At 53.0% G+C, this 23185-nt stretch carries 21 protein-coding genes and 1 tRNA gene; 14 read left to right on the top strand and 8 right to left on the bottom strand.

The window, feature by feature from the left end:
* Positions 1 to 174: 174 nt before the first annotated feature.
* The 6 genes from ACQG2Q_RS22160 to ACQG2Q_RS22135 form a co-directional block, all read right to left on the bottom strand.
* Entirely contained in the window at positions 175 to 3246 is a 3072-nt protein-coding gene (locus tag ACQG2Q_RS22160; protein WP_130997206.1) for a type III restriction-modification system endonuclease, read from the bottom strand.
* A gap of 11 nt (positions 3247 to 3257) precedes the next feature.
* Positions 3258 to 5168, bottom strand: coding sequence for a site-specific DNA-methyltransferase (locus ACQG2Q_RS22155; RefSeq protein WP_130997205.1), 1911 nt, complete (start codon positions 5166 to 5168; stop codon positions 3258 to 3260).
* Positions 5169 to 5243: 75 nt separating this feature from the next.
* Complete coding sequence (locus tag ACQG2Q_RS22150; RefSeq protein ID WP_426759265.1) at positions 5244 to 7949, bottom strand: ATP-binding domain-containing protein; 2706 nt, start codon at positions 7947 to 7949, stop codon at positions 5244 to 5246.
* Complete coding sequence (locus ACQG2Q_RS22145) at positions 7946 to 8647, bottom strand: DUF4391 domain-containing protein (RefSeq protein ID WP_130997203.1); 702 nt, start codon at positions 8645 to 8647, stop codon at positions 7946 to 7948. Before ACQG2Q_RS22145 ends, ACQG2Q_RS22150 begins: the two co-directional genes overlap by 4 nt.
* On the bottom strand, positions 8644 to 11922 hold the full coding sequence (locus ACQG2Q_RS22140; RefSeq protein WP_130997202.1) for a helicase-related protein: 3279 nt from the start codon (positions 11920 to 11922) through the stop codon (positions 8644 to 8646). Before ACQG2Q_RS22140 ends, ACQG2Q_RS22145 begins: the two co-directional genes overlap by 4 nt.
* Positions 11922 to 12827, bottom strand: coding sequence for a helix-turn-helix transcriptional regulator (locus ACQG2Q_RS22135; RefSeq protein WP_130997201.1), 906 nt, complete (start codon positions 12825 to 12827; stop codon positions 11922 to 11924). The genes ACQG2Q_RS22140 and ACQG2Q_RS22135 overlap by 1 nt, the downstream gene beginning before the upstream one ends.
* A 427-nt stretch (positions 12828 to 13254) precedes the next feature.
* Between ACQG2Q_RS22135 and ACQG2Q_RS22130 the strand changes: the two genes are divergently transcribed.
* From ACQG2Q_RS22130 to ACQG2Q_RS22070, 13 genes are all read left to right on the top strand, one after another.
* Positions 13255 to 14118, top strand: coding sequence for a GTPase family protein (locus ACQG2Q_RS22130; RefSeq protein WP_130997200.1), 864 nt, complete (start codon positions 13255 to 13257; stop codon positions 14116 to 14118).
* 91 nt (positions 14119 to 14209) lie between these two features.
* The gene (locus ACQG2Q_RS22125; protein WP_103216030.1) at positions 14210 to 15031 is read left to right on the top strand and encodes a DUF932 domain-containing protein; all 822 of its coding nucleotides are present in this window, start codon (positions 14210 to 14212) and stop codon (positions 15029 to 15031) included.
* 218 nt (positions 15032 to 15249) lie between these two features.
* Positions 15250 to 15951, top strand: a complete 702-nt coding sequence (locus ACQG2Q_RS22120; RefSeq protein ID WP_130997199.1) for a WYL domain-containing protein — start codon at positions 15250 to 15252, stop codon at positions 15949 to 15951.
* A 36-nt stretch (positions 15952 to 15987) separates the two neighbouring features.
* Positions 15988 to 16224 (top strand): protein YpjK, encoded by a 237-nt coding sequence (gene ypjK / locus ACQG2Q_RS22115; protein WP_103216031.1) that lies wholly within the window; start codon positions 15988 to 15990, stop codon positions 16222 to 16224.
* Positions 16224 to 16667: a YfjS/YafY family lipoprotein gene (locus tag ACQG2Q_RS22110; RefSeq protein ID WP_130997198.1), complete on the top strand. Its 444-nt coding sequence runs from the start codon at positions 16224 to 16226 to the stop codon at positions 16665 to 16667. Before ypjK ends, ACQG2Q_RS22110 begins: the two co-directional genes overlap by 1 nt.
* A gap of 22 nt (positions 16668 to 16689) precedes the next feature.
* The gene (ykfB, locus tag ACQG2Q_RS22105; protein WP_130997197.1) at positions 16690 to 17157 is read left to right on the top strand and encodes a protein YkfB; all 468 of its coding nucleotides are present in this window, start codon (positions 16690 to 16692) and stop codon (positions 17155 to 17157) included.
* Positions 17158 to 17233: 76 nt separating this feature from the next.
* Entirely contained in the window at positions 17234 to 17473 is a 240-nt protein-coding gene (locus ACQG2Q_RS22100; RefSeq protein ID WP_130997196.1) for a DUF905 domain-containing protein, read from the top strand.
* A gap of 97 nt (positions 17474 to 17570) precedes the next feature.
* On the top strand, positions 17571 to 18029 hold the full coding sequence (locus ACQG2Q_RS22095) for an antirestriction protein (protein WP_000211838.1): 459 nt from the start codon (positions 17571 to 17573) through the stop codon (positions 18027 to 18029).
* Positions 18030 to 18044: 15 nt separating this feature from the next.
* Positions 18045 to 18521: a JAB domain-containing protein gene (locus ACQG2Q_RS22090; RefSeq protein WP_000811693.1), complete on the top strand. Its 477-nt coding sequence runs from the start codon at positions 18045 to 18047 to the stop codon at positions 18519 to 18521.
* A gap of 8 nt (positions 18522 to 18529) precedes the next feature.
* Positions 18530 to 18751: a DUF987 domain-containing protein gene (locus ACQG2Q_RS22085; RefSeq protein ID WP_000691994.1), complete on the top strand. Its 222-nt coding sequence runs from the start codon at positions 18530 to 18532 to the stop codon at positions 18749 to 18751.
* Positions 18752 to 18769: 18 nt separating this feature from the next.
* A complete protein-coding gene (locus ACQG2Q_RS22080) occupies positions 18770 to 19087 on the top strand; it encodes a type IV toxin-antitoxin system YeeU family antitoxin (RefSeq protein ID WP_130997195.1) in 318 nt (105 codons plus the stop codon).
* A gap of 20 nt (positions 19088 to 19107) precedes the next feature.
* Entirely contained in the window at positions 19108 to 19449 is a 342-nt protein-coding gene (gene ykfI / locus ACQG2Q_RS22075; protein WP_000854680.1) for a type IV toxin-antitoxin system toxin YkfI, read from the top strand.
* Positions 19450 to 19564: 115 nt separating this feature from the next.
* On the top strand, positions 19565 to 20398 hold the full coding sequence (locus ACQG2Q_RS22070; protein WP_046495848.1) for a DUF4942 domain-containing protein: 834 nt from the start codon (positions 19565 to 19567) through the stop codon (positions 20396 to 20398).
* Positions 20399 to 20500: 102 nt separating this feature from the next.
* Here ACQG2Q_RS22070 and ACQG2Q_RS22065 read toward each other — a convergent pair.
* Positions 20501 to 20576, bottom strand: a tRNA-Ile gene (locus ACQG2Q_RS22065).
* 124 nt (positions 20577 to 20700) lie between these two features.
* Between ACQG2Q_RS22065 and mug the strand changes: the two genes are divergently transcribed.
* Entirely contained in the window at positions 20701 to 21207 is a 507-nt protein-coding gene (gene mug, locus ACQG2Q_RS22060; RefSeq protein WP_023298636.1) for a G/U mismatch-specific DNA glycosylase, read from the top strand.
* Between the two features lie 100 nt (positions 21208 to 21307).
* On the opposite strand, the gene rpoD is transcribed toward mug, so the two are convergent.
* Entirely contained in the window at positions 21308 to 23152 is a 1845-nt protein-coding gene (gene rpoD / locus ACQG2Q_RS22055; protein ID WP_006812010.1) for an RNA polymerase sigma factor RpoD, read from the bottom strand.
* Positions 23153 to 23185 lie beyond the last annotated feature (33 nt).

Raw genomic sequence — 23185 nt, 5'->3', positions numbered from 1 at the left:
AAGGTGGTGGATAAAGCGTCTTACCTTAAAGCATCGCCCGGCCGATTGCAGATGGAACGCCGTAATACAAACGCAAACAAGAGATACTGGATGAAAGCTCAGATGCGGCCATGTGCATAGGTGGCAATTTGTGTGCGCCATAATCTCACCACCACATGGCCAATCCTTTGTATCTTACTTGACCACTTCCATCAGCTTACCGAAGCTATCCACTACGTCATACTTCACGTTTTCTGGAGCAAACTTCTTGTTGATCTCATCGAAGAACTTACGGGCACATTTAATCTTGGTAGCTTCAATAGGCCGTAAATCCAGTGACGACATCGAGCCCTTGGTCTCAGCAACGAAATACACATGCTTGACCGAGCCTTCTTTGAAGGAAATGGCCCAATCGGGGTTGTAATCGCCGACAGGGGTTGGGATCAGAAAACCACGTGGCAACTTGGCATATACCACCACATCCTTGCTGGTATCCAGCTCTTCGACAAACTTACGCTCAATCGCAGAGTCGGTAAGCACGTAGTCATAGATGTGATTTTGCAATTTATTCCCGGCCTTACTGAGATCCTGTTTGCTCTGGCCCGTGGTAAAGATGTCCAAATCAAACTTGTCTTCTAGCGTGTCATAGGCCAAATGCTCGATAATGACATTGGCCTTTTGTTCGTTGACCAAGCGAATGGCTTCGGCAATGAAGTTTTCCGGATTGCTCTTGAATTGTGCGAAGACGTCAGCATTGAGGCCTTTAAGAATTTCGGCAACGGTTCGTCTTGTAAGCAACGTCCCCTCTGATATCTTGCCAATCAGATCGTACTGCACAGCGGAGTGGATGGAGGCGTTGTGCGATTCTGTTTCGGTAACTTTCAGCTCGAAGGCATTACCCTTTTTGAGGCCATCGTAAGTTGCCGTATCAGCCTGCTCGCCACGGTGAATGGTGTATTGTAACGGCGTCACTCGCAACCCAGCATTCTTGTCATTGAGCACCTTGATCGCATTGTTCACTAGCTCAACATCATCAAACAGTACGCTGTAGGTAGCTTTGCGATTGATTCGCCCCCACAGCGCCTTGAACTCCTGCTTTTCAAAGTTGGCGTTGGTCTGCAGTCTTTTGGGCTTGCGTCCATCTTCTACCAGCATGAGCTGGCTTTCGCTGAATACGCTGTTAATCAGCTGGAATACCTGCTCTGCATAGGGCTGCAGCTCGTCCGGCAATGCCTCTAACGTGCCGTCTTTCTTAGCTTGGTGGTATTTCTCCGTGATATTGCGCTTCTTATCGACGTAGCCGTTCTGGATCAGATAAAACTCAATGTCCGTGGCTTGGTCGTCCGATACCGTAATCGTGCCTTCCTTAGTGTTCAGCATCTTGCCCGTGAAGTAGGCCTTGTCCGCCACACGCGGACGAGCAGACAAGGAGTCGCTAATGTCCTTCTGCAAGGCGGTCACGAAGTCCTTGTAACTTTCGCTGGCCACGACAGTCAGTACGTTAATGTCATGAACAATGGACGGGTGATCCATGCGGTCACCATTTTGATTGACGGACAAACGCAGGCCACGCCCGACCTCCTGGCGGCGTGATATGTTGTTATCACTATGCTTGAGCATGCAGATCACAAACACGTTCGGGTTATCCCAGCCTTCACGCAAGGCCGAGTGTGAGAAGATAAAACGCACCGGCTCAGCTAGTGATAACAACCGTTCCTTGTCTTTGAGGATCAGATCGTAAGCATCTACGTCATCCGACAAGCCTGCATTTTCACCGCGCGCAGCGGTCTTGGGATCGGTGAGGCGCTTGCTCTTCTTGTCGATGGAGAAGTAGCCGCTATGCGTCTTATCGGCCGCAATGTGACGTAGATATTTAGCATAAGGGGTATCCCCCTGCATAAACCCATTATCACACGCTTCTTGAAGATGTTTAGCGTACTCCTCTTCAAATATTCTTGCGTACTCTCCCTTTTCATCGGCAGCGGAGTAGTCCCGGTACCTGGCTACTTCGTCGATAAAGAACAGCGAGAGAACCTTCACCCCTTTATCAAAGAGCTCCATCTCCTTATCAAAGTGCGCTTTGATCGTCTCACGGATCTGAATACGGCGCAGCGCTATCTCGGAAATATCACCAGTCGCATCACCCACCGTCAGTTCTACGCCATTGGTAAAGCTCAAGGTGTCCGTATTTGCATTGATGTCCGATACCACAAACCCATCGCGGTATTGATCCAGCTCGTTCGATAGCACAAACAGATTGTCACCCTTGCCCAGTTTGCGAGTGACGCGCTTGATGTTTCCTCCGCTGAGTTTCTGTTCGAACTCCACAACCGCGACTGGCGGTTTTTTGCTTGAGATTTCGATGGCTTGTAAATAGAGATAGGCATTGGTTCCCGCCAGTCCCTTCACCGAGATACCGCGCACCTCAATCTTCTTCACCAGCTTCTGGTTGTAGGCATCGAGCGCATCCAGACGGTGGATCTTGTTGTGTGTGGTCTTGTGGGTAGCGGAATAGCGCAACACCATCAACGGGTTGAAATTAGCCAAGGAATCCAGCGTCTTGCCCCCCTCCATCCGCTGCGGCTCATCGAGGATCAAGATGGGCCTGTTTGCGCTGATCACATCGATCGGGCGACGTGACTGAAAATCATCGAGCGCTTCATAGATGCGGCGGTTATCTGTGCCGGTGGCGTTAAACGCTTGTACGTTGATCACCATAATATTAATACCGGCATCGGAGGAGAAGCTCTCCAGATGGTGCAACTGCTTAGAGTTGTAAATAAAGAAGCGCGCCTTCTTGTGGTAGGTCTCCTGAAAGTGCTCGGCCGTGATTTCCAACGACTTCGCCACACCCTCGCGGATTGCAATGCTCGGTACCACTATGACAAACTTGCTCCAGCCGTACTGTTTGTTCAGCTCGAAGATCGCCTTAATGTAGCAATAGGTCTTGCCAGTACCCGTTTCCATCTCGATATCAAGATTTAGCCTGGCGACCTTGGTCTTGACCAGGCTCTCCGACAACGGCAGGTTTTGCTGGCGCTGCGCCTGTTGGATGTTATCAAGCAAGGTAACCTCACTGAGGGTTAGCTCAGCATTTTTAAAACCGGTATCTACCGCAAACAGATCATCAATGCCGTTTTTGGTATTACCAGGGTCAAGGCGATAGCTAATGGCCGAATCAGAGGCCGATGGCTGCCCCTGAAAAATATCTACGACCGCCTGCACGGCGGCAGCCTGATAGGGCTGATGTTTGAATTTAAGCTTCATCGTGCGCGCCCTCAGATACATTTCACTTCGGTGATGGGCGACAAGAGCTTGAAAATCTGCTCAACGTTGATCTTGACCGCGCTGTTCTTGTAGCCCGCATCGCGGAACACCACGCGCAGCGGCTGATGCTTGGCCAGTTCTTTCACAAACATTTCGTCGATGCTGCCGCTGGCGTCGAAGCAGGCGGCCAGCGCATTGCCATCGACAAAGAACACATCTTTACCTTGAATAGACTGTATGTTGATGGGCAGGGCTAGGTCGACACCCCAATCCAGCATCACTTGGAACAGCAGATCTTCGGGCGTGCGGTCGGGTTTGATATTTCCGATCAATAGGTCAATTTGGCCTTTATTGAGTGAATCCGGTGTGTAGTAGACATCTGCCATGTTGGACGTATCAATCTTCAGTGAACGGAATCCAACGTCCACTTGCTGATTGGCTTCGCTTACCTTCTTTCCCGCGCGTCGAATACGATCCTTGCTCATGTCGGAAATGGTTTTGTAGCCTGCTTTAAACGCTTCAGAATCTTCATTACACGACTCGGGCAACTGTACCATTATGAACCGGCGACGTCCTTGATCTTCAGCGTTTAACTGCATAACCGCATCTGCTGTTGCGGATGAGCCGGAGAAGAAGTCTAAAACGATCCCTTCATCATCCCCATGCAAGGAAAGAAACCATTTGATGAGTTGAGTTGGTTTTGGCGTATCAAATACCTTAGAGCCGAATAGTTCTTTCAATTCCCTTGTTCCGTCTGCATTGGAACCAAATTTGTCTAGCCAAGTACTCCAGCCAACGGATTTCTTTACGTCCCGGATTTTTTCATACGGAACCCATCTCTCGTCTGCCCCGTTAACCAATATTCCGTTGTCGAATGGACGCTTTTCCCAATGGAAAAAATCGGGGTCTGTCTGTGCAAGCAAGATGTTGGGATTATCTTTCCCCCAACGCCAGTGTCCCTCTTTCCCATCATTTCTATACGGATCAACGTATTCACCAGTTGGGCACCGAAGTCCATAGAACTGATTTGGTCTATCTGAACGCAGAGATGTTCCGCCCCATTTCATTAATTCTCGGCCCTTTCTGTACGGGCCGTTTTTGTCACTCAGATTGAGTGCTCCAGTAGATCTTTCGTCCTGGGAAACACTTTCAGATGTTGTTCTGAAATAGATAAGCAAGTATTCGTGACCAGTCCGCAATCCGGTTTTTTCTTTTCCACCACTTGCTTCAGAAAGCCAAGGTGCGCAAGCAAGTCTATTCGAATAGCCAAAGATTTCGTCCAGCAATTTACCAATCTGGAAGACCTCCTTGTCATTGATAGACACCGCAAGCAATCCATCATCCGCAAGAAGATTCGCCATGACCCTCAGTCTTGGATACATCATGCTTAACCAGTCGGAATGGTATCGTCCATTGGTTGCAGGGTTTGCAACTAGACGATTGCCTTCTGCGTCAACTTGATTGGAACGAAGCAAATACTCGCCTGCATTTGAAGAAAAGTTATCCTCGTAGATAAAATCATTCCCCGTGTTGTACGGCGGGTCGATGAAGATCATCTTGACCTTGCCAAGATAGGTTTCCTGCAAAAGCTTCAGAGCATCAAGATTATCGCCTTCGATAAACAGGTTCTTCGTCGTATCGAAGTCCACGCTTTCTTCGCGGCAAGGCCGCAAGGTCTTGGCAATCGGCGCGTTGGCCGTAAGCAAGGCTTCACGCTTGCCCGGCCAGTTCAGGTGGTAGCGTTCCTGTGGACCTTCCACAATTGACTCGGCCAACTCTTGCCGCAACTGGTCGAAATCCACTGCCAACTTCACGCTGCCGTCCTCGCCCTTGGCTTCGGTGATGCAGCCAGGAAACAGATCGCGAATGCGGGCGATGTTGTCCTGCGTGAGATTGGGTGAATGCATTTTTAGCTTTTCCATGTTCTTTTCCTCTTGTCGTCATGCTTTTTATGGAAAAAGCATGGCGGCTCACAATTCAAATTCGTATTGGTATGTTCAGTCGCCTTGTTGCCAGTCCTGGCAAAAGTGCGGGCGCAGACTTTCGATGGCGGGTGGCAAGCTGCCCTGGCAGGTCACGCCCAAGTAGGTGGCCGCGAGGGTGGTGCCGACGTACAGGTATTTGTCGAACAGCGCCGGGTGCAGCCTGGCGAGCTGGTCAATGCTGACAAAGAATACCGCCTCGAACTCAAGGCCTTTGATGTGCTGGATGTCGAACACGCGCACGTTGCTTTCCTGCCCCACTGCCTGGCCCTCTCGGCAGGCGATGACCTGGATGTTGTGATCGGCCAGAGTGGCGTTCAACGCGTCGGCCACCGGAGCGACATCGTCCTCGGTGTTCACAAAAATGGCGGTGGATGGGAACTGACCGACAAAGCGCTCAATCTCGCGAATGCGATCTGCCAGCCAACCGACAATGGTTTCTGCGTTGGTCGCGTGCTCCAACAAGGCTGGCGCAACGCCCATGCTGTCCATATGCGCAGGCAAGCTGGTGTTTTGCTCGGTACCACCGACGGCGTGGATCATGTCGCGTGCCAGATCGTTCAGTTGCTTGCTCTGTCGGTAGGAGACCGTGATCTCCTTGATGTCGAAATCCTCAAAGACCCACTTCAAGTCGTCGACAGTGCGTGCACCCCAGGTGGTCAAGCGCTGATTAAAGTCACCACAGGCAAAGAATGAGCGCAGTCGTGGATGCGCCAGCGCCGCCATGCTCGCGAGCTGGATAGGTGAGAAGTCTGTTGCTTCATCCACCAGGATCTGGTTGCAGTAATGCCCCAGTATGGGCTGGAGCGATGACCAGGCGGGGCTATTAATGTCGCGCTGAACGTTGGGCCGACTGAGCAAGTCGCCTGCGGCGCGCAAGATCGCGAGCAGTACGATGTCCAACTCCAAGGGATGGATGTCGCGCGCCTCAAAGTCTTCGTGACGATACCAGATGTTTGCCGGTTGGCGTTCGCGCCTGAATGCACGGTAGCGCTTCGGGATGCCGTCGAGGTAGCGCTTCACCGGATTAACGAAGCGGCGTGCACCAGCCTGCACCAGAAGGCTGGCTCCCACCTCAACGCGATCCGCTTCTGTCAAGCCACGATCCCCCAACCACTCGATGATCTTGCCGTTGCGAGAGGCTTTGCTGACTGTGCGTTTGGATGCTGCCGCCCGAGCTTGGGCGCGTACCGCTTGCATGTAGGCATTGAGTGCGGCGACATAGCGTGTGCGAGATGATACCGTGGAGTCTTCGTCTTCATCGGCATCTGGGTCATCCTGGTCGTCCGTTTCAGTCGCTTGCGCTTGTTGCAGGCTGTCGATCACGCTGGCCAACTCATCCAGAAAAGCTCGGTTGCGGTTGAGCTGCAGGTTGAGTGCACCTTTGATCTTGGCGTCCGAGCCTTCCTTCAGGCTACTGACGAGTGTCTGCACCTTGACAATCTCTACCGCCAGCGAGCCAAACATCGCCACCAGTGCACCATCGGCCGCCCGCGACAAGATGTCTTGCAGTCGTGCACCAAGACTTAGGGCTTCGGGAGCTTTGGCATCGTGGAGCTGTGCTGCGGCTTCACGCAGCTCCTGCACGTAGGCCTTGCGCTGCCATGCATCGAAATCTTCAAACCATTGAATGGGGAGCTCTAGTGCGGCATTGGTCAGGTTGGTCAGTCCGTCTTTCAGGACGAAGGTACCTCCACCTGAAGCCGTTCTGAGGACGCCGAATGCGTTTCGGGCCAGCTCGCGTCGATAGTCTTGCCACGTTCTGATGCGCTGATCCGAGGCGGGAACACCTTCACGCGCAAAAGCCTCCTTGAGGTACTGCTTGAGCAATTCCGTGGGCGTAAACATCAGCCAGCTGTTGGCGTGCGCAATGCCTTGGGTTGAAGCGATTGTTTCAACCAGACGTTGTTCACCTTCATCCAGGTAGGCGGTGTCGAGTTTTTGGCCGAGACGGCGGATCAGGGTGGTCGTCTTGCCTGTACCTGGCGGGCCCAGGATCAAAAGACGATTGTCGATAGGGCGACGGAAAATCTCATCTTGATATTGATCGAGGATAGGCTGATCACGCAGTCCCATCTTGGTGATGACGCTGCGGCGAACACCGTCGATGATGTTGGCCTTGACTGACTCCTCGGCCAGCAATTGGCCAAGAATGTCTTCGGTGACTTCTTCTCCCGCAACCTCGGTCAGCAGCGCACGCAGCGACTCGATAGTGAACGGCCCAAAATGCTCGGCTTCAACTACGGTGTCGCGTGAATCCCACCCACCGGCAAGCGCATTGGGGCGGAGATGTGCTCGTTCAATGACGGTTAAATAACTGCCATCTTTGAGCTCCAGCTCTGCTCCAACAGGTAGGGATGCAAGTCGTCCTTTTTCTGTTCGATAACTAGTGTGATTGATAAATCCTGTTAAAGGAATTGCCCGACAGATATAGAACGTCTGTCGATTTCCTGTGTCGTCCTCAGCAACGACACGAGCAATAGCTGGCTCAGATGCCAAGGTCTGATAGCTCTCTCTATTCACTTGGCTAATCTGACCTAGATTCTGAATAGCCGAGCTAGACGTCATCGTATTGATACTTGCCAACGCTTCTAAGCCCAATGTCCGCCCATCGTGCAGCTTGCCCCTAGCGGTTTCAGCGATGCTTTCGAGTTGCGCCAACGCTTCACCAGCGATCTGCTCGATGTGTATCCTTGACTCATCATTCAAGCTCTGTGTCATGCACTCTCACTCCCGGTCAATTCTTCAAGTTCTTTTTTAAGCTGCCGCAAATGCGCGTTGATCTCTACTTTGCGGTTGAATTGCTTTTCTTTGGCAAGTCTACTGGCAGCTTTCTCAACCTCACGCTGCTTGGCTGCAACAAGTTCGACACGTGCGACCAAGTCCGCGAGACTTTCTCGTGGGCGCGCAGGCGTGGGGATTAGGCTGTGAAGCGTCTGCTCATACAAGCCGCCCAGGTCAAGTGCTAAAGGCATGGCGGCGCGCTCACAATCACTCGGCAACCAGGCTGTCGTAAAGTAGTCACTCATGACCCAACGGCTGGCGTCTGACTCATTCGGTCTTTTGTATGCAGCGATCACCTTTGTTCGGCCATTAAAGCTCAGCTCGAAGATGATGGGAAACTGCACCGCGCCATCGATGCAACGCAAAACGTCCAGATTCAGCTCCGATGTCTTGAGCTGGATTGAGAAAATCTGAAGTTCTGGTACTCCCGGACTGGCGGGCAGGTTGATCGTTTCTGGAGCCAACTTGTATTGCCAGACGATCTGCTCCACCTGCTCGACGAACAAGTCCTTCAGCCTTGTATTGGCGCCGCTGTGTTCGTAGATCTTATTCTTTGGCAGGGTACGAGCAAAGACAGCCTGCTTCGGATAGTTGATGAACGCGGTATTCGACTCAAATCGCGCAGACTGGCTCATCCGGCCTCCTGAATCACGAGGAAGGTAATCAGTTCGAAGTCGTCCAGTCCGACGATAGTATTGACTAACGCGGTGGTCTTTCCGCTGCGGAAGAGGCTGTCCAGATCCTTCTCTTCCTTCACCTCGATCATTGAGCGGATGGCCTTGCCAAGCAGGTCTGAATACATCTGCATCTTGCGGCCATCGGCCGTTTCCTTATTGAACAGGAGACAGGCATCTGTAATAGGCTGGGTTTGTCCCTTGGAGCAGGTGCGAACCAGATCCAGCAAACGTTTGACTTCGGTGTGATCGTGAATGACTTCCCCCTCGCGATTAATGTAGACGAGGTAATAAGGGTGCAGGCGGTTGTGCTGACTGACGTTGACGCTTGGATTCCGGTTGCGTAGCGTGAAGATCACACCCGGGCGTAGGCCCATCTCCGGCTTGGCAGGCACTACGGCGTGCATCCCGCTTGGCACGTTGCTCAATTCGCCATTGACCTTCACATAGTTGAGCAAGTCCATTCGGAAGTCATTGAGCCCTAGATCAGTAATTGACACTCCGGTTTTCAGGTCTTCCAGCTCAATCACTTCCTCTTGCAGACGTCGCAATTGCTCTTTGCGATAAGACACATCGTTGGCTTGGGCGCTCAGCACATTGTCGTCACCGGTGGCTGTGACATCGGCAATCATCATTCGGCTCTCAACCCGTTCCTTCAGGTTGATGTATTCGTCGAGCGAGATGTCTGGCCAGTAGTTAACCAGTTGGATGCTGCTGTTGGGTGAGCCGATGCGATCCACACGGCCGAAGCGCTGGATGATGCGCACGGGATTCCAGTGGATGTCGTAGTTGATGAGGTAGTCGCAGTCCTGCAGGTTCTGGCCTTCAGAGATACAATCGGTGCCGATCAACAAATCTATCTCTGCCGCCTCATTTGGCAGCACGATCGCTTTCTCCTTCGAGTTTGGCGAGAAGAGGGTGAGCAGTTCCTGGAAGTCATAGCTCTTCTTGAGCGTGCTCTTCGGCGCCCCTTTGCCGGTGACTTTCGCACTGTGCAAGGTCTGTGTGGCCAGCAATTCCGGAGCCAAATTGGCATACAGATAGTCAGCGGTGTCGGCGAAGGCGGTGAAGATCAGCACCTTCTTGTTGCCAGGATTCAGCGGTGCTGCGATCTTCTTCAGAACCAGTGTCTTGAGATGCTGCAGTTTGGCATCATCGGCAGCCGTGATCTTGTTCATCGACGTCAGCAAGGCATCAATGATTTCCAGATCGACCTTCAGTTCGTGCTCCCAAGAAGGCAGGTCCATATCGGCGAGGCTGATTTTAACTTTGCCGCCGATCTCGCTGTCGCCAATGTTGGGCAAGTCGTCGTCTGCGTCAAGGTTTTCCAACTGCTCGGTCAGGTCATTGATTCTGCCGTTAATACCGCTGAGGTCACCGGTGTGATTGAACGAGCTGATCTTGTCCAGTGTATTTGTGAGGTTCGTGCGCAGGGACTGGAGCGTCAAGCGGAAGGACTCAATCGAACTTTCCAGGCGCTTGAGCAGGTTGGTCGTCATTAATGCCTGCAGGCTCTTTTCGCGATCGACTTGCTTAAGCTTGCCTTTGCCTTCGACCTGAGTGTCATACATCTCCTCGTACTTCTTGAGCCGACTGGGCAGGATGTAGCTGATCGGGGCGTAAACGGCGAGCCGGAGCAAAGACAGTTGCTCGAAGATTTCGTTGAAACTCATCACATCCGTTCGCTGCGTGAGCGGACAGTGGAACGACAAGGGCTTGCGGCGCTCGGGGAATTGGCCGATCTCCGTGGTGTCGTAGAAGGTTTGAATATGCTTGCGCGAGCGTGCGATGGTGACGCTGTCGAGCAATTCGAAGAAGTCGAAGTCCAACGAGTCCAGGATGGCTCGCGCTGTGCGCTCTTCCGGCGGAAGCTTTGCCCATGCATTGAAGCTGGCCTGCGCACCACGGAAAATGTCTTCTACCGTCTTGCTGGTACGCAGCTTCTTGCTGAGGTTTTCTGAATCGCCTTCGTAGGCTAGTGCCAATTGGTTGCGCAGGTCATTGAAGCGGTTGTTCACCGGGGTGGCCGAAAGCATCAGCACTTTGGTTTTCACGCCCTCCTTGATGACCTTGTTCATCAGTATCTGATAGCGGGTTTCCTTGTCTTTGTAGGCGTCATTGTTGCGGAAGTTGTGTGACTCGTCGATGACGACGAGGTCGTAGTTGCCCCAGTTGATGCGATTCAATGGTGTTCCAAACGACTCGCCGCTCGTACGGCTGAGGTCAGTATGACAAAGCACGTCATAGCTGAACCGGTCGCGAGCAAATATGTTGGTCTTAAGGTTGCGGTTATAGTTCAGCCAGTTGTCCGCAAGTTTCTTGGGGCATAACACCAGAACTGACTTGTTGCGCAGTTCGTAATACTTTACGACGGCAAGTGCTGTGAAGGTTTTGCCCAAGCCCACGCTGTCGGCCAGGATGCAACCGCTGTAGTTTTCAAGTTTGTTGATGATCCCAGTGGCAGCATCTTTCTGGTAATTGAAGAGTTTGTTCCAGATGAGCGTGTCTTGATAGCCCGTGCGGTCATTGGGCAGGACATCCTCGTTGAGGTCGTCCAGAAACTCATTGAAGATGTTATAGAGCATCAGGAAGTAGATACTTTCAGGCGAGTTTTCCTGGTAGACGGATGCAATGTGGTCGCAGATCTGCGCCGTTACATCCTCCAGCTTCTCAGGATCTTGCCAGATCTGGTTAAATAGACTGAGGTAGGTCGCCGTAAACGTCGACTCGTCCATTTTGTTGACGAGGTTTGATACAGCATTGCCCTGCTGGTAGCCAAGATCGACGGCCGTAAATCCGTGCAGTGGCATGTAGGCAGTCTCTGCGGCGACGGCCTGAACACAAGCAAACTGTTGCATCGGGGCCTTGCTGCGATTGGACTTGAATGTTGCCTTGCGCCGCATCCAGTCCGCGCACTCTTTTGCAATTGCGCGCTGGGTCAGTTTGTTGCGCAGCTGAATTTCGAACTCACTACCGTACAGACTACGTTCGCGGTCAGCCTTCGGTATGTGGAATTCTTTGCGTTCCTTACGAATCTTGTCGGTTACTTCGTTAGCGGTGAATGTCGGCGAGGTAAAGATGAATTGCAGCTCGTCGATTTTTTCCAGCTCTGCTTTTAGCGCTTCGAACGCGTACATCGAAAAGCAGGAGGCGGCGATCTTCAGGCGAGCACCGGGTTTGAGCGTCTGCTTTAGGTCGTCTCCGAGCAGGCGGTTGATATTGTCGATCAGTTCCATCAAGAATCAGCCTTTGTAGCGGCGCTATAGCCTGGTGCCAGTAAGGCGTTTTTCACGCCGTAAATCGCGAGATGATCTTTGAGCCATAAACGGTACTCCGGTCCATTTAGGCAATGATCGGATGAGCAGTCAACCCGCCAGCGCTGCAACATATAGCCCACCACCGCTGCACGAACGTGCATCCTAATCGAGCCACCGGTCATCCCGTAGTCCATCTCGATGATCTCGGGGCGTTCAATGCGCGGGTGCGGCACGAAATCCAACTCGACGATGCGCGTCCACTGGATATCATTATCCGGTCGTTCGTTGGCCTGTGGAACCTCTTCAAGCAATGTTGGCGCTTCGATGCGGGTGACGACGAAATCCCGAAACTCTCCACTCTTGCGATCAAAGGCCCGGGCGTGCCAGCGCAGGCCGGTATCTACCAAAGCAAAGGGCACAATGACCCGTTCGGACTTGCCGCTGCTCATCGAGTGGTAGCGGATGGCGACGGGGCGCTTGGAGTGGATGGCTCGACAAATCACGGCCAACACATCCATTTTGGGTATGCTCAGGGCTGTGGGGGATTCACAGGGTAGCAACGACTGCATTGGGCCATTCACGCCATCGCCAAAGCCCAGAGCCAGCGACGACAGAACACGCTGCGATGCGTGCTCGAACAACGGAGAGAACGCCTGCCCGATACGATAGATCTTGTCGCTACCATCAAAGGTGATGTTATTCGGAGCGATTTCCCGGTACAAAGCCAAATCGCGAGTCGCTCCTGCTGGAGCAACGCCAAAGCGCTCAATCAGATCTGGGCGACCGATCTCACCGAAGAAGTAAAGCCGAAAATCGATGTAGGCCAGCCGTTCGCGCTGGACCTGACTCAAGTCGTCAAGCCGCTTACAAAGGGGACTAGGCATGAATCATCACTATAGGGAAAAATAAAAATTTAATACGGTAATCAATAAAGTGCCATGATTATAATCAAATTGATGACAATCAACATTAATACTTATGTAAAAGCAAGAGATGACGTTTCAAACGTAGACAGTCATCGTATTAGCCGATGTTTCTACAACGTTAGATTAATGCCTAACAACTATAAAACCTTACTGCCCAATGCCCTATCGCCCCTCGGACAATTTGCCCTTATCCACTGATCTGGCTTGAGGATGAGGGGGACAGAATAACCTAACGACTTAGTAGCCGGGATCACCGGCGGAAGGGGTCTAATACCTACCTTAACTCAAATTAATTTCAGTTATATATCATCCCTCTGAACATATCCGATTAACGGCGGAATCTCACGATCCTGCCGTTTTTGTATTATTTTTCAGAGGAGTAGTAATGAACAATTCTGAAGGTTTGAAGCCGTTTCAGCAGTCACTTGATGGTCTGCCACAATGGGTCTCAGAACGAGTCACGCAGCAAATTCGTCAACTGACAAACTACGAACCAGTGATCGGCATCATGGGTAAAACCGGTGTTGGGAAGAGCAGTCTGTGCAATGCCCTGTTTGCTGGAGAGGTATCGCCGGTCAGCGATGTGGCGGCCTGTACTCGTGAGCCACTGCGCTTTCGACTGCAAGTTGGCGACCGCCATATGACGCTGGTGGACCTGCCCGGCGTAGGCGAAAGTGGCGCTCGCGATACCGAGTATGCTCCGCTGTATCGCGAACAACTCCCCCGGCTCGACCTGGTGCTGTGGTTGATCAAGGCTGATGACCGGGCGCTGGCGGTGGATGAACATTTTTATCATCAGGTGATTGGAGAGGTATACCGGCATAAGGTGCTGTTTGTTATCAGCCAGTCGGATAAGGCCGAACCCACCAGCGGTGGGGGACCGTTGTCCACGGCGCAGAAGCAGAATATCAGCCGTAAAATCTGTCTGCTGCATGAGCTGTTCCAGCCCGTACATCCGGTGTGTGCCGTGTCGGTCCGTCTTCAGTGGGGACTGCGGGTGATGGCCGAGCGAATGATTAAGTGCCTGCCACGTGAGGCCACCAGCCCGGTGGTGTCGCAACTCCAGTCTTCCTTTCGCACGACGGTAGTCCGGGAACAGGCTCGTAGCGATTTTGGTGAAACCGTCGGGGCCGTACTCGATAGCATCAGTGCCTTTCCCCTGATACCCGCCCCGGTACGGGCTGTCATTCAGGCCGTGCGCACCACGGTGGTGTCAGTGGCCCGCGCCGTCTGGGATTTCTTCTTCTGAGTATTTAACCCATCCCTGTTACTTCCCTGCCCCTGTCGCAGATGCGACGGGGATCCCTTTTATTTGTTTTCCCGTTATGAGGAGTCTGCTTATGACCCGTCTGGCTTCGCGCTTTGGCGCAGCAAATCTTATCCGTCGCGACCGCCCGTTAACCCGCGAAGAGCTGTTTCGCGTGGTGCCCAGTGTATTCAGTGAGGACAAACACGCATCCCGTAGTGAGCGTTATACCTATATACCCACCATATCCCTGCTGGACAGCCTGCAGCGCGAAGGCTTCCAGCCGTTCTTTGCCTGTCAGACCCGGGTACGCGACCCGGGTCGACGCGAGCACACAAAACACATGCTACGCCTTCGTCGGGAGGGGCAGATTACCGGTAAACAGGTACCAGAAATTATCCTGCTCAACTCCCATGATGGCACCAGTTCGTACCAGATGTTGCCGGGTTTATTTCGTGCGGTTTGTCAGAACGGGCTCGTCTGCGGTGAGTCATTTGGCGAGGTGCGTGTGCCGCACAAAGGCGATGTAGTGAGTCAGGTGATTGAGGGGGCCTATGAAGTGCTGGGCATTTTTGACCGTGTGGAGGAGAAGCGGGATGCGATGCAGTCGTTGCTGTTGCCACCACCTGCGCAGCAGGCACTGGCAAAAGCCGCGCTGACGTACCGCTTTGGTGAGGACCACCAGCCGGTGACTGAGTCGCAGATCCTCTCCCCGCGCCGCTGGCAGGATGAGAGCAATGACCTGTGGACCACGTACCAGCGTATTCAGGAGAACCTGATTAAGGGCGGGCTCAGTGGCCGTAATGCCAAAGGAGGACGGTCACATACCCGTGCCGTTCGCGGTATCGACGGGGACGTGAAACTTAACCGGGCACTGTGGGTGATGGCGGAAGCGATGCTCACGCAACTGCAGTGACCGTTTAATGTTGCCGCCTTGTTAATATCGGACACCACCTGTCCGCATCGCACCGTGCTGGCGGTACTCACTCACTGAGTGAATGGCCTGTAACCCCCGCTGCCTCTGGCTTTTGCAGAAATGAAAAATAGTTTCTGTGATGTCCATACCCTGTCCGACCCCTCTATTTAAAATAATCACATCATTTTCAGTCAGTTAAATTCCACGGAGAACGTCTCATGACACAGGCAGAACGCCGCCATGACCGGCTGGCTGTCAGACTGTCACTGATAATCAGCCGTCTGGTGGTGGGGGAAACGCTGAGTGTGCGTAAGCTGGCCGCTGAGTTTGGTGTGTCGGTGCGCACGCTGCGGCGTGATTTTCGCGAGCGGCTGATGTATCTGGACCTGGAGTATCAGTCCGGATATTGCCGCTTACGCACTGCGGGCAGTGAGACGCAGATGGTACCCGACGTGCTTATCTTTGCCCACCGCAGCGGGATGGCCGGTCTTTTCCCTGGCTTTGACCGTCGTCTGGTAAACGCACTGCTGATGTGCGATGAGTCTCCCTGCGTAATCGCACCCGCCAGTCCGGCTCCTTCGCCGTCAGGCGCATTGTCTTTCTGGCGACTGATTCAGGCCATTACCGGGCGCAGGCGGGTGACGCTGATTGCCGAGGGGCAGCGCTGTGAGCGGCTGGCTCCCTGCCGGTTACTTATCCACCAGCAGGCCTGGTATCTGGTGGCAGAGCACGACGGACATATCGCCGTATTCACCCTGAATGAAATCCATCTGGTTCAACCCCTGCAGGAGTCTTTTCGCCGCAACGACAGTCTGTGCAGTCTTGTTGAAGACCCGGTGTTTATTCAGGCCTTACCCCATTTTCGCTTTATCCAGCAGTCGCTGCTTGCGTTTGTTCCGGCCGACAGCCCACCGGAATAGTGCAGGTCTATCTCAACTCATCCGCAGGGAGAGCCTATGCCATTTATTGCCATTATCGCCATTGTTGTCATCGTCATCATTCTGAACAAAACCGGGGTGTCCGACAGTCTCGCGGCCCTGACCCTTGCCACCGTTGCCGCACTGCTGACGGGCGGAGGGGCAGCTGGTGCGGCCAGTGTCGCACTGACACCGTTCGTCGGCGTGCCGGTGGGTATTTTCGTCGGCATTTATGTCTTTGCCAAAGTGGTTCGTCTGATTTCAGGAAAAAAATAATGAAACGTAAAACACTGCCTCTGCTGGCGCTGGTTGCCACCACGCTGTTTCTCATCGCATGCGATGACAGAAGTGATGACCTGAAGGCCATCAGTAAATTTAAGGACCTCACCCCACCGCGTTTCAGTGATGTGGTCAGCCACCAGGATGATGTCAGCGAAGAATGGTCACAGGTTGACTACTTATCCGGTCCCACCTTGCAGGTTTTACGTACCCGCCAGTCGCCCGATGGCTGCGAGGATGGCAGTTACTACTACCTCGTGGATATGCAGGAAAAAACCGTCCAGCCACTGATGAATGCGCTGTGTATTGCCGATAACATCAAACTGGAATACCGGGAGGTGACGGACCCGTATACCAAAGAAAAATACTTTGAGTACGCCCATGACGGCAAACTGATGGGGCGACTGCTGATACCCTCAAACCCTGAGAACCAGGAATAAAACAACGACAAAGGAGACAAGAATGACAATACTTTCACTAAGCCGGTTTGTACTGGCATGTTCACTGTTTACCAGCTTTACAGCCTCTGCGGTTCCCGGATTCTGGCAGCAGGGCTATGGCCAGGGCAATACGGAATACAGCGTGACCGATACCAGTGGGAAGATGTTTACCATCAACTGTACTGGAAATCCTGACCAGAATGGTTTCTACCAGCATTCAGTTTTTCTGACCCTGACGGATAACAGAATGGTCAGTTCGCACGATGATGGCACCACAGTCACCGTGGTGATGGACCATAAGCAATATGCCATTCCCTCAACCCTTGGCTGGCGTAACGGCGATAACGCCTGGTATGACTTCATTATGGATATCCGTAAGACCGGGCAGTTTGACGTTTACGTCAATGACCGTAAAGCGGGGACTTTCACTGTGGACCTGAAGAACGCAGAGAAAGTTCTGCCCACTCCCGGAGACTGCGGTAACGACTGAAAGCCGTTCCTCCTTACGCAAACCAACCCCGACAGCCATCAGGCTGCCGGGGTTTTCTTTTATCAGGAGCCCGAAAATGTCCCAATCCGTGTTACTGCCACCGGGGCCTTTCACCCGGAGACAAGCGCAAGCGGTCACTACCACGTACAGCAATATCACCCTCGAAGACGACCAGGGCAGTCACTTCCGCCTTGTGGTTCGTGACACTGAAGGCCGGATGGTCTGGCGGGCATGGAACTTTGAACCCGATGCCGCTGAAAGTCTTAACCGCTACATCCGCACCTCTGGCATCCGTACAGGCACGGCCACCCGCTGACCGCGAAGCATTTACCCGCATTCACCTCCCCGAACACACTTTATATCCCCATACGCCAGCCATCGCCGCTGGCGTTTTTATTGACGGAGACATACCCATGACAACACAGACGCAGCACGACCTCGCACCCGCTAACCAACCCGAATTTGAACTGACCGTCACGCCGGTCCCCGATGAACAGCGTATCGATTTCTGGCCACAGTACTTTGGCGCTATCCCGCAGTGGCTACTCCTGGAGCCGCATATCTTCGCCTGGATGGACCGCTTCTGTGAGGGCTACAGCGGTGGTATCTGGTCGTTCTACACCCTCAGCAATGGCGGCGCATTTATGTCCCCCGAGCCTGACAACGATGAGACATGGCGTCTGTTTAACTGCCTGAACGGTAACGATGCCCAAATGAGTGCAGAAGCAGCAGGTATTGCTGTCTGCCTGATTGCGTATAGCCACCATGCCTGCCGTACAGAATGTGACGCGATGACCGCACACTATTACCGCCTGCGGGAGTATGCCATGCAACATCCAGAGGCTCACGCCATTCTGCGTATTATCGACTGACCGAAGGAGCAACAGATGAAACAGCTTTCCTTTTTACCCGGCGAGATGACGCCACAGGACCGGCGTCTCATTCAGCGGGCGCTCAGGGCTCTGGACCGCCACCTGCATGAGCCCGGCGTAGCCTTCACCTCTACCCACGCCGTGCGTGAATGGCTGCGACTGCATATGGCCGCGCTTGAGCGGGAAGAGTTCCGGGTGTTGTATCTGGACAACCAGAATCAGTTGATTGCCCATGAAACGCTCTTCACCGGCACGATTAACCGCACCGAGGTGCATCCCCGGGAGGTGGTCAAACGTGCTCTGCACTTCAACGCGGCGGCGGTGATACTCGCGCATAACCATCCTTCCGGCGAGACGACACCTAGCCAGGCCGACAAAACCCTCACGCAGCGACTGGTTCAGGTGCTTCAGCTGGTGGATATCCGCGTCCCTGACCATCTGATTGTCGGTGGCAGGCAAATCTATTCGTTCGCAGAACACGGTCTGCTTTGAGGTATTACATGAAAATTATCAGTAAACGCAGGGCAATGACGATATACCGCCAGCATCCTGAGTCCCGAATCTTTCGCTACTGCACCGGCAAATACCAGTGGCACGGTAGCGTCTGTCATTACACCGGCAGGGACGTTCCGGATATCGCCGGAGTCCTCGCGGTATACGCCGAACGCCGCCAGGACCGCAATGGGCCTTATACCTGCCTGATGAGTATTACCCTGAACTGACAATAAAGGAGGTTATAAATGAGCAACATTACATGGGGGCTGCAGCGGGCTATCACGCCACGCCTGGGAGCCCGTCTGGTGCAGGAGGGGAACCGGCTGCATTATCTGGCTGACCGGGCCAGCATCACCGGTAAATTCAGTGACGTCGAATGCCGTAAGCTGGATGAAACATTCCCGCACTTTATCAGCCAGATGGAGTCGATGCTGACCACCGATGAACTGAATCCCCGCCATGCCCACTGCGTTACCCTGTACCACAACGATTTAACCTGCGAAGCCGACACCCTTGGCAGTTGCGGCTACGTATACATCGCCATTTACCCCACTCAGCGTTAATTACCTACACGAGAGCAAACATGAAAACTTTACCTGCAACAACTCAGCGGGCGGTGAAGCCCTGCCTGTCACCCGTGGCTGTCTGGCAAATGTTACTGACACGTCTGCTGGAACAGCACTATGGTCTGACAATAAACGACACGCCATTCTGCAATGAGGCTGTGATTAAGGAACACATCGATGCCGGTATCACCCTAGCCGATGCCGTGAATTTTCTGGTAGAAAAATACGAGCTGGTTCGTATCGACAGGAAGGGATTTAGCTGGCAGGAACAATCTCCTTATCTCCGGGCTGCAGACATTCTGCGAGCGCGGCAGGCAACTGGCTTGTTGCGGCAAAGCCGTAACAACGTAGTACGATGAACATTGCGTACAACCTTCCCGATTTACATTTCTGAACTTCCTCCCTTGTTTACCTATTGCGTAATGCGCCTGCTACTACCCGGCAGGCGCGTTTGCTTTTTAAGGACAAAATGTCATGCAAACTAAAGCTGAAGTATTAACCGATCATAGCGAGCTGATTTGCTCGACCAGTATTGAACGCATAGTGACTGGCCGCGATGCCGCACTGAAACAGATAGAACAACTCATTCAGCAGCTTGATGCCATTTCACGGCTAACCTCAGAAATTGGCGGTGGCACAGCGCAAGACTGGGCGATGAAGGCCGGGCACCGTTACGATAGCTGGATGACCGAAAAGGTAGACAAAGCGCTGCCTTCCGTTACCCGCAATATTGACCGTAGTATCTGGCGAGACTTGATGTTGAAGTCTGGCATGATGGCCTTGATGGATGCTCAGGCCCGTGACCAGTGGCATAAGAACCTGGAGGAGGGGGATCTGCCCGCCATCAGCGAGGCAAATATCCTCAGTACTTTTGAGCAGCTACATCTGAACAAAATGGATGTGTTTGAGCGTGGCATTATCAATGTCTTCAAAGGGCTGTCGTGGGATTACAAAACCAATAGTCCCTGCAGCTTTGGTAAAAAGATCATCGTCAACAATCTGGTGACGCATAGCCGCTGGGGATTTAGTTTGAACTGGGGATGGCGGCGGGATCAATTAGCGGACCTGGAACGAATGTTATTTCTGCTGGATGGTAAACCGATACCCGATAACCGTGGCGATGTTACTACTCGATTGATGGAACATATTCGGGATAACCCTTCGAAGGATATTTACGAAGATGATTTTTTCAGTATACGTTACTTCCAGAAAGGAACCGCGCACATCACTTTTAAACGTATCGACCTGACAGAAAAGATGAATGATATCGTGGCGAAGCACTATCCGGGGATGCTGGCAGCGAGATGAAGAGGGCAGGGAGGCAATTCCTTACCTGACCCATTACCTGACCCGATTCGTATAAAACGAAAAAGGAGTCAGATGATTTCTCATCTAACTCCTTGTTTTATTTGGTGGCCCCTGCTGGACTTGAACCAGCGACCAAGCGATTATGAGTCGCCTGCTCTAACCACTGAGCTAAGGGGCCGTGGCGGTGAATTATAAAGTAACTCCCCTCATCAATCCAGCCATTCACACCTGCCTGCTGTTTTTATAAACAACGCATAATCAATCCTTTATACTTATCTTAAGATGCATAGACAGGAGTAGAGATGATCAATGATATTCTGGCCCCTGGCCTGCGGGTGGTGTTCTGCGGAATCAACCCGGGCAAGTCCTCGGCGCACACCGGTTTTCACTTTGCTCATCCGGGAAATCGCTTCTGGAAGGTGATCCACCAGGCCGGTTTTACCGACAAACAGCTTAAGCCGGAAGAAGAGCAGCAGCTGCTGGATACGCGCTGTGGCATCACCATGCTGGTCGAGCGTCCCACGGTGCAGGCGAGCGAAGTAAATCTGCATGAGCTGCGTACTGGCGGGCGGGAACTGGTGAAGAAGATTGAAGACTACCAGCCCGCAGCGCTGGCGATCCTCGGCAAGCAGGCCTACGAGCAGGCGTTCAGCCAGCGCGGTGCGAAGTGGGGTAAGCAGAACATTACCATTGGCGTAACGCAGGTGTGGGTGTTGCCGAATCCGAGCGGGCTGAACAGGGCGACGCTGGACAAGCTGGTGGAGGCGTATCGGGAACTTGATGAGGCGCTGGTGGTGAGGGGGCTTTAGCTCCTCTGCGGCCTGATGCCCTCACCCTGACCCTCTCCCACAGGGAGAGGGAATAAACAAAAAAAGCTCCCGATTGGGAGCTTTTTCATTTCAGGACCGATTAATCGTCCAGGAAGCTACGCAGTACTTCAGAGCGGCTCGGATGGCGCAGCTTACGCAGCGCCTTCGCTTCGATCTGACGGATACGTTCGCGGGTCACGTCAAACTGTTTACCCACTTCTTCCAGCGTGTGGTCGGTGTTCATATCGATACCGAAACGCATACGCAGCACTTTCGCTTCACGGGCGGTCAGGCCAGCCAGCACGTCGTGCGTAGCGGCACGCAGGCTCTCGGTGGTGGCAGAGTCCAGCGGCAGCTCGAGGGTAGTATCCTCGATGAAATCACCCAGATGCGAATCTTCATCATCACCGATTGGTGTTTCCATGGAGATTGGCTCTTTAGCGATTTTCAGCACTTTACGGATCTTGTCTTCCGGCATCAGCATGCGTTCAGCCAGCTCTTCCGGCGTCGGCTCGCGACCCATCTCCTGCAACATCTGGCGAGAAATACGGTTGAGCTTGTTGATGGTCTCAATCATATGCACCGGAATACGGATGGTGCGCGCCTGGTCTGCGATAGAGCGGGTGATCGCCTGACGGATCCACCAGGTAGCATAGGTGGAGAACTTGTAACCACGACGGTATTCAAACTTATCTACCGCTTTCATCAGACCGATGTTGCCTTCCTGAATCAGATCCAGGAACTGCAGGCCACGGTTGGTGTATTTCTTGGCGATAGAGATAACCAGACGTAAGTTCGCTTCAACCATCTCTTTCTTAGCACGGCGGGCTTTCGCTTCACCGATAGACATACGACGGTTGATGTCTTTCACCTGCTCGATGGTCAGGCCGGTCTCTTCTTCAATCTGATGCAGCTTTTGCAGGCCGCGCTGTACGTCTTCTTTCACGTCGTGCAGCTTTTCAGACCACGGCTTGTTCATCGCGATAGCGGCGTTGAACCAGGTTTCGCTGGTTTCATTGCCGGTGAAGAGGGTGATGAAATTCTTCTTCGGCATTTTGCACTGTTCAACACACAGCTTCATGATGATACGTTCCTGGGTACGTACGCGATCCATCATCACGCGCATGCTGTTCACCAGGTAGTCGAACTGTTTTGGCACCAGGCGGAACTGTTTGAACACTTCCGACAGCTTCAGGATCTCTTCCTGAGCGGCAGCATGGCTGCGGCCTTTCGCTTTGATGGTGTCACGCGTCACTTCGTACTGAGTACGCAGCTCGGCAAACTTCTCGCGCGCCAGTTCAGGGTCGATGCTGTTGTCGTCGTCGCTGCTGTCGTCGTCTTCTTCTTCATCTTCGTCTTCGTCGTCATCCATCTCTTCCTGAGACAGCTCAGAACCGACGTGAGTGGCGGTTGGCGCCATATCTTCTTCAGCGTTCGGGTCGACAAAGCCAGTGATCAGATCGGACAGACGCGCTTCTTCCGCTTCAACGCGATCGTACTGCTCCAGCAGATAGGTAATCGCTTCCGGGTATTCGGCAACAGAGCACTGAACCTGGTTGATCCCGTCTTCGATGCGTTTTGCGATGTCAATTTCGCCTTCGCGGGTCAACAGTTCAACGGTACCCATTTCACGCATGTACATGCGGACCGGGTCAGTGGTACGCCCGATTTCAGATTCCACGCTGGACAGTACCTGTGCAGCAGCTTCTTCCGCATCTTCGTCAGTGTTGTTGGAGGTTTCAGCCAGCAACAGATCATCGGCATCCGGTGCTTCTTCCATCACCTGAATGCCCATGTCATTGATCATTTGGATGATATCTTCGATCTGATCTGAATCGACGATATCTTCCGGCAGATGGTCATTGACCTCGGCATAGGTCAGATAGCCTTGCTCCTTACCGCGTTGGACAAGAAGTTTCAGCTGTGACTGCGGGTTTTGCTCCATAAGACGGTATCCACACTTAATTCGTTTGATTGG

The sequence above is a fragment of the Enterobacter cloacae complex sp. 370H10 genome (assembly GCF_050031535.1).
GTDB lineage: Bacteria > Pseudomonadota > Gammaproteobacteria > Enterobacterales > Enterobacteriaceae > Enterobacter > Enterobacter intestinihominis.
The sequence above is the reverse complement of the archived record's forward strand: the minus strand, read 5'-3'. Positions and strand labels throughout refer to the sequence as shown.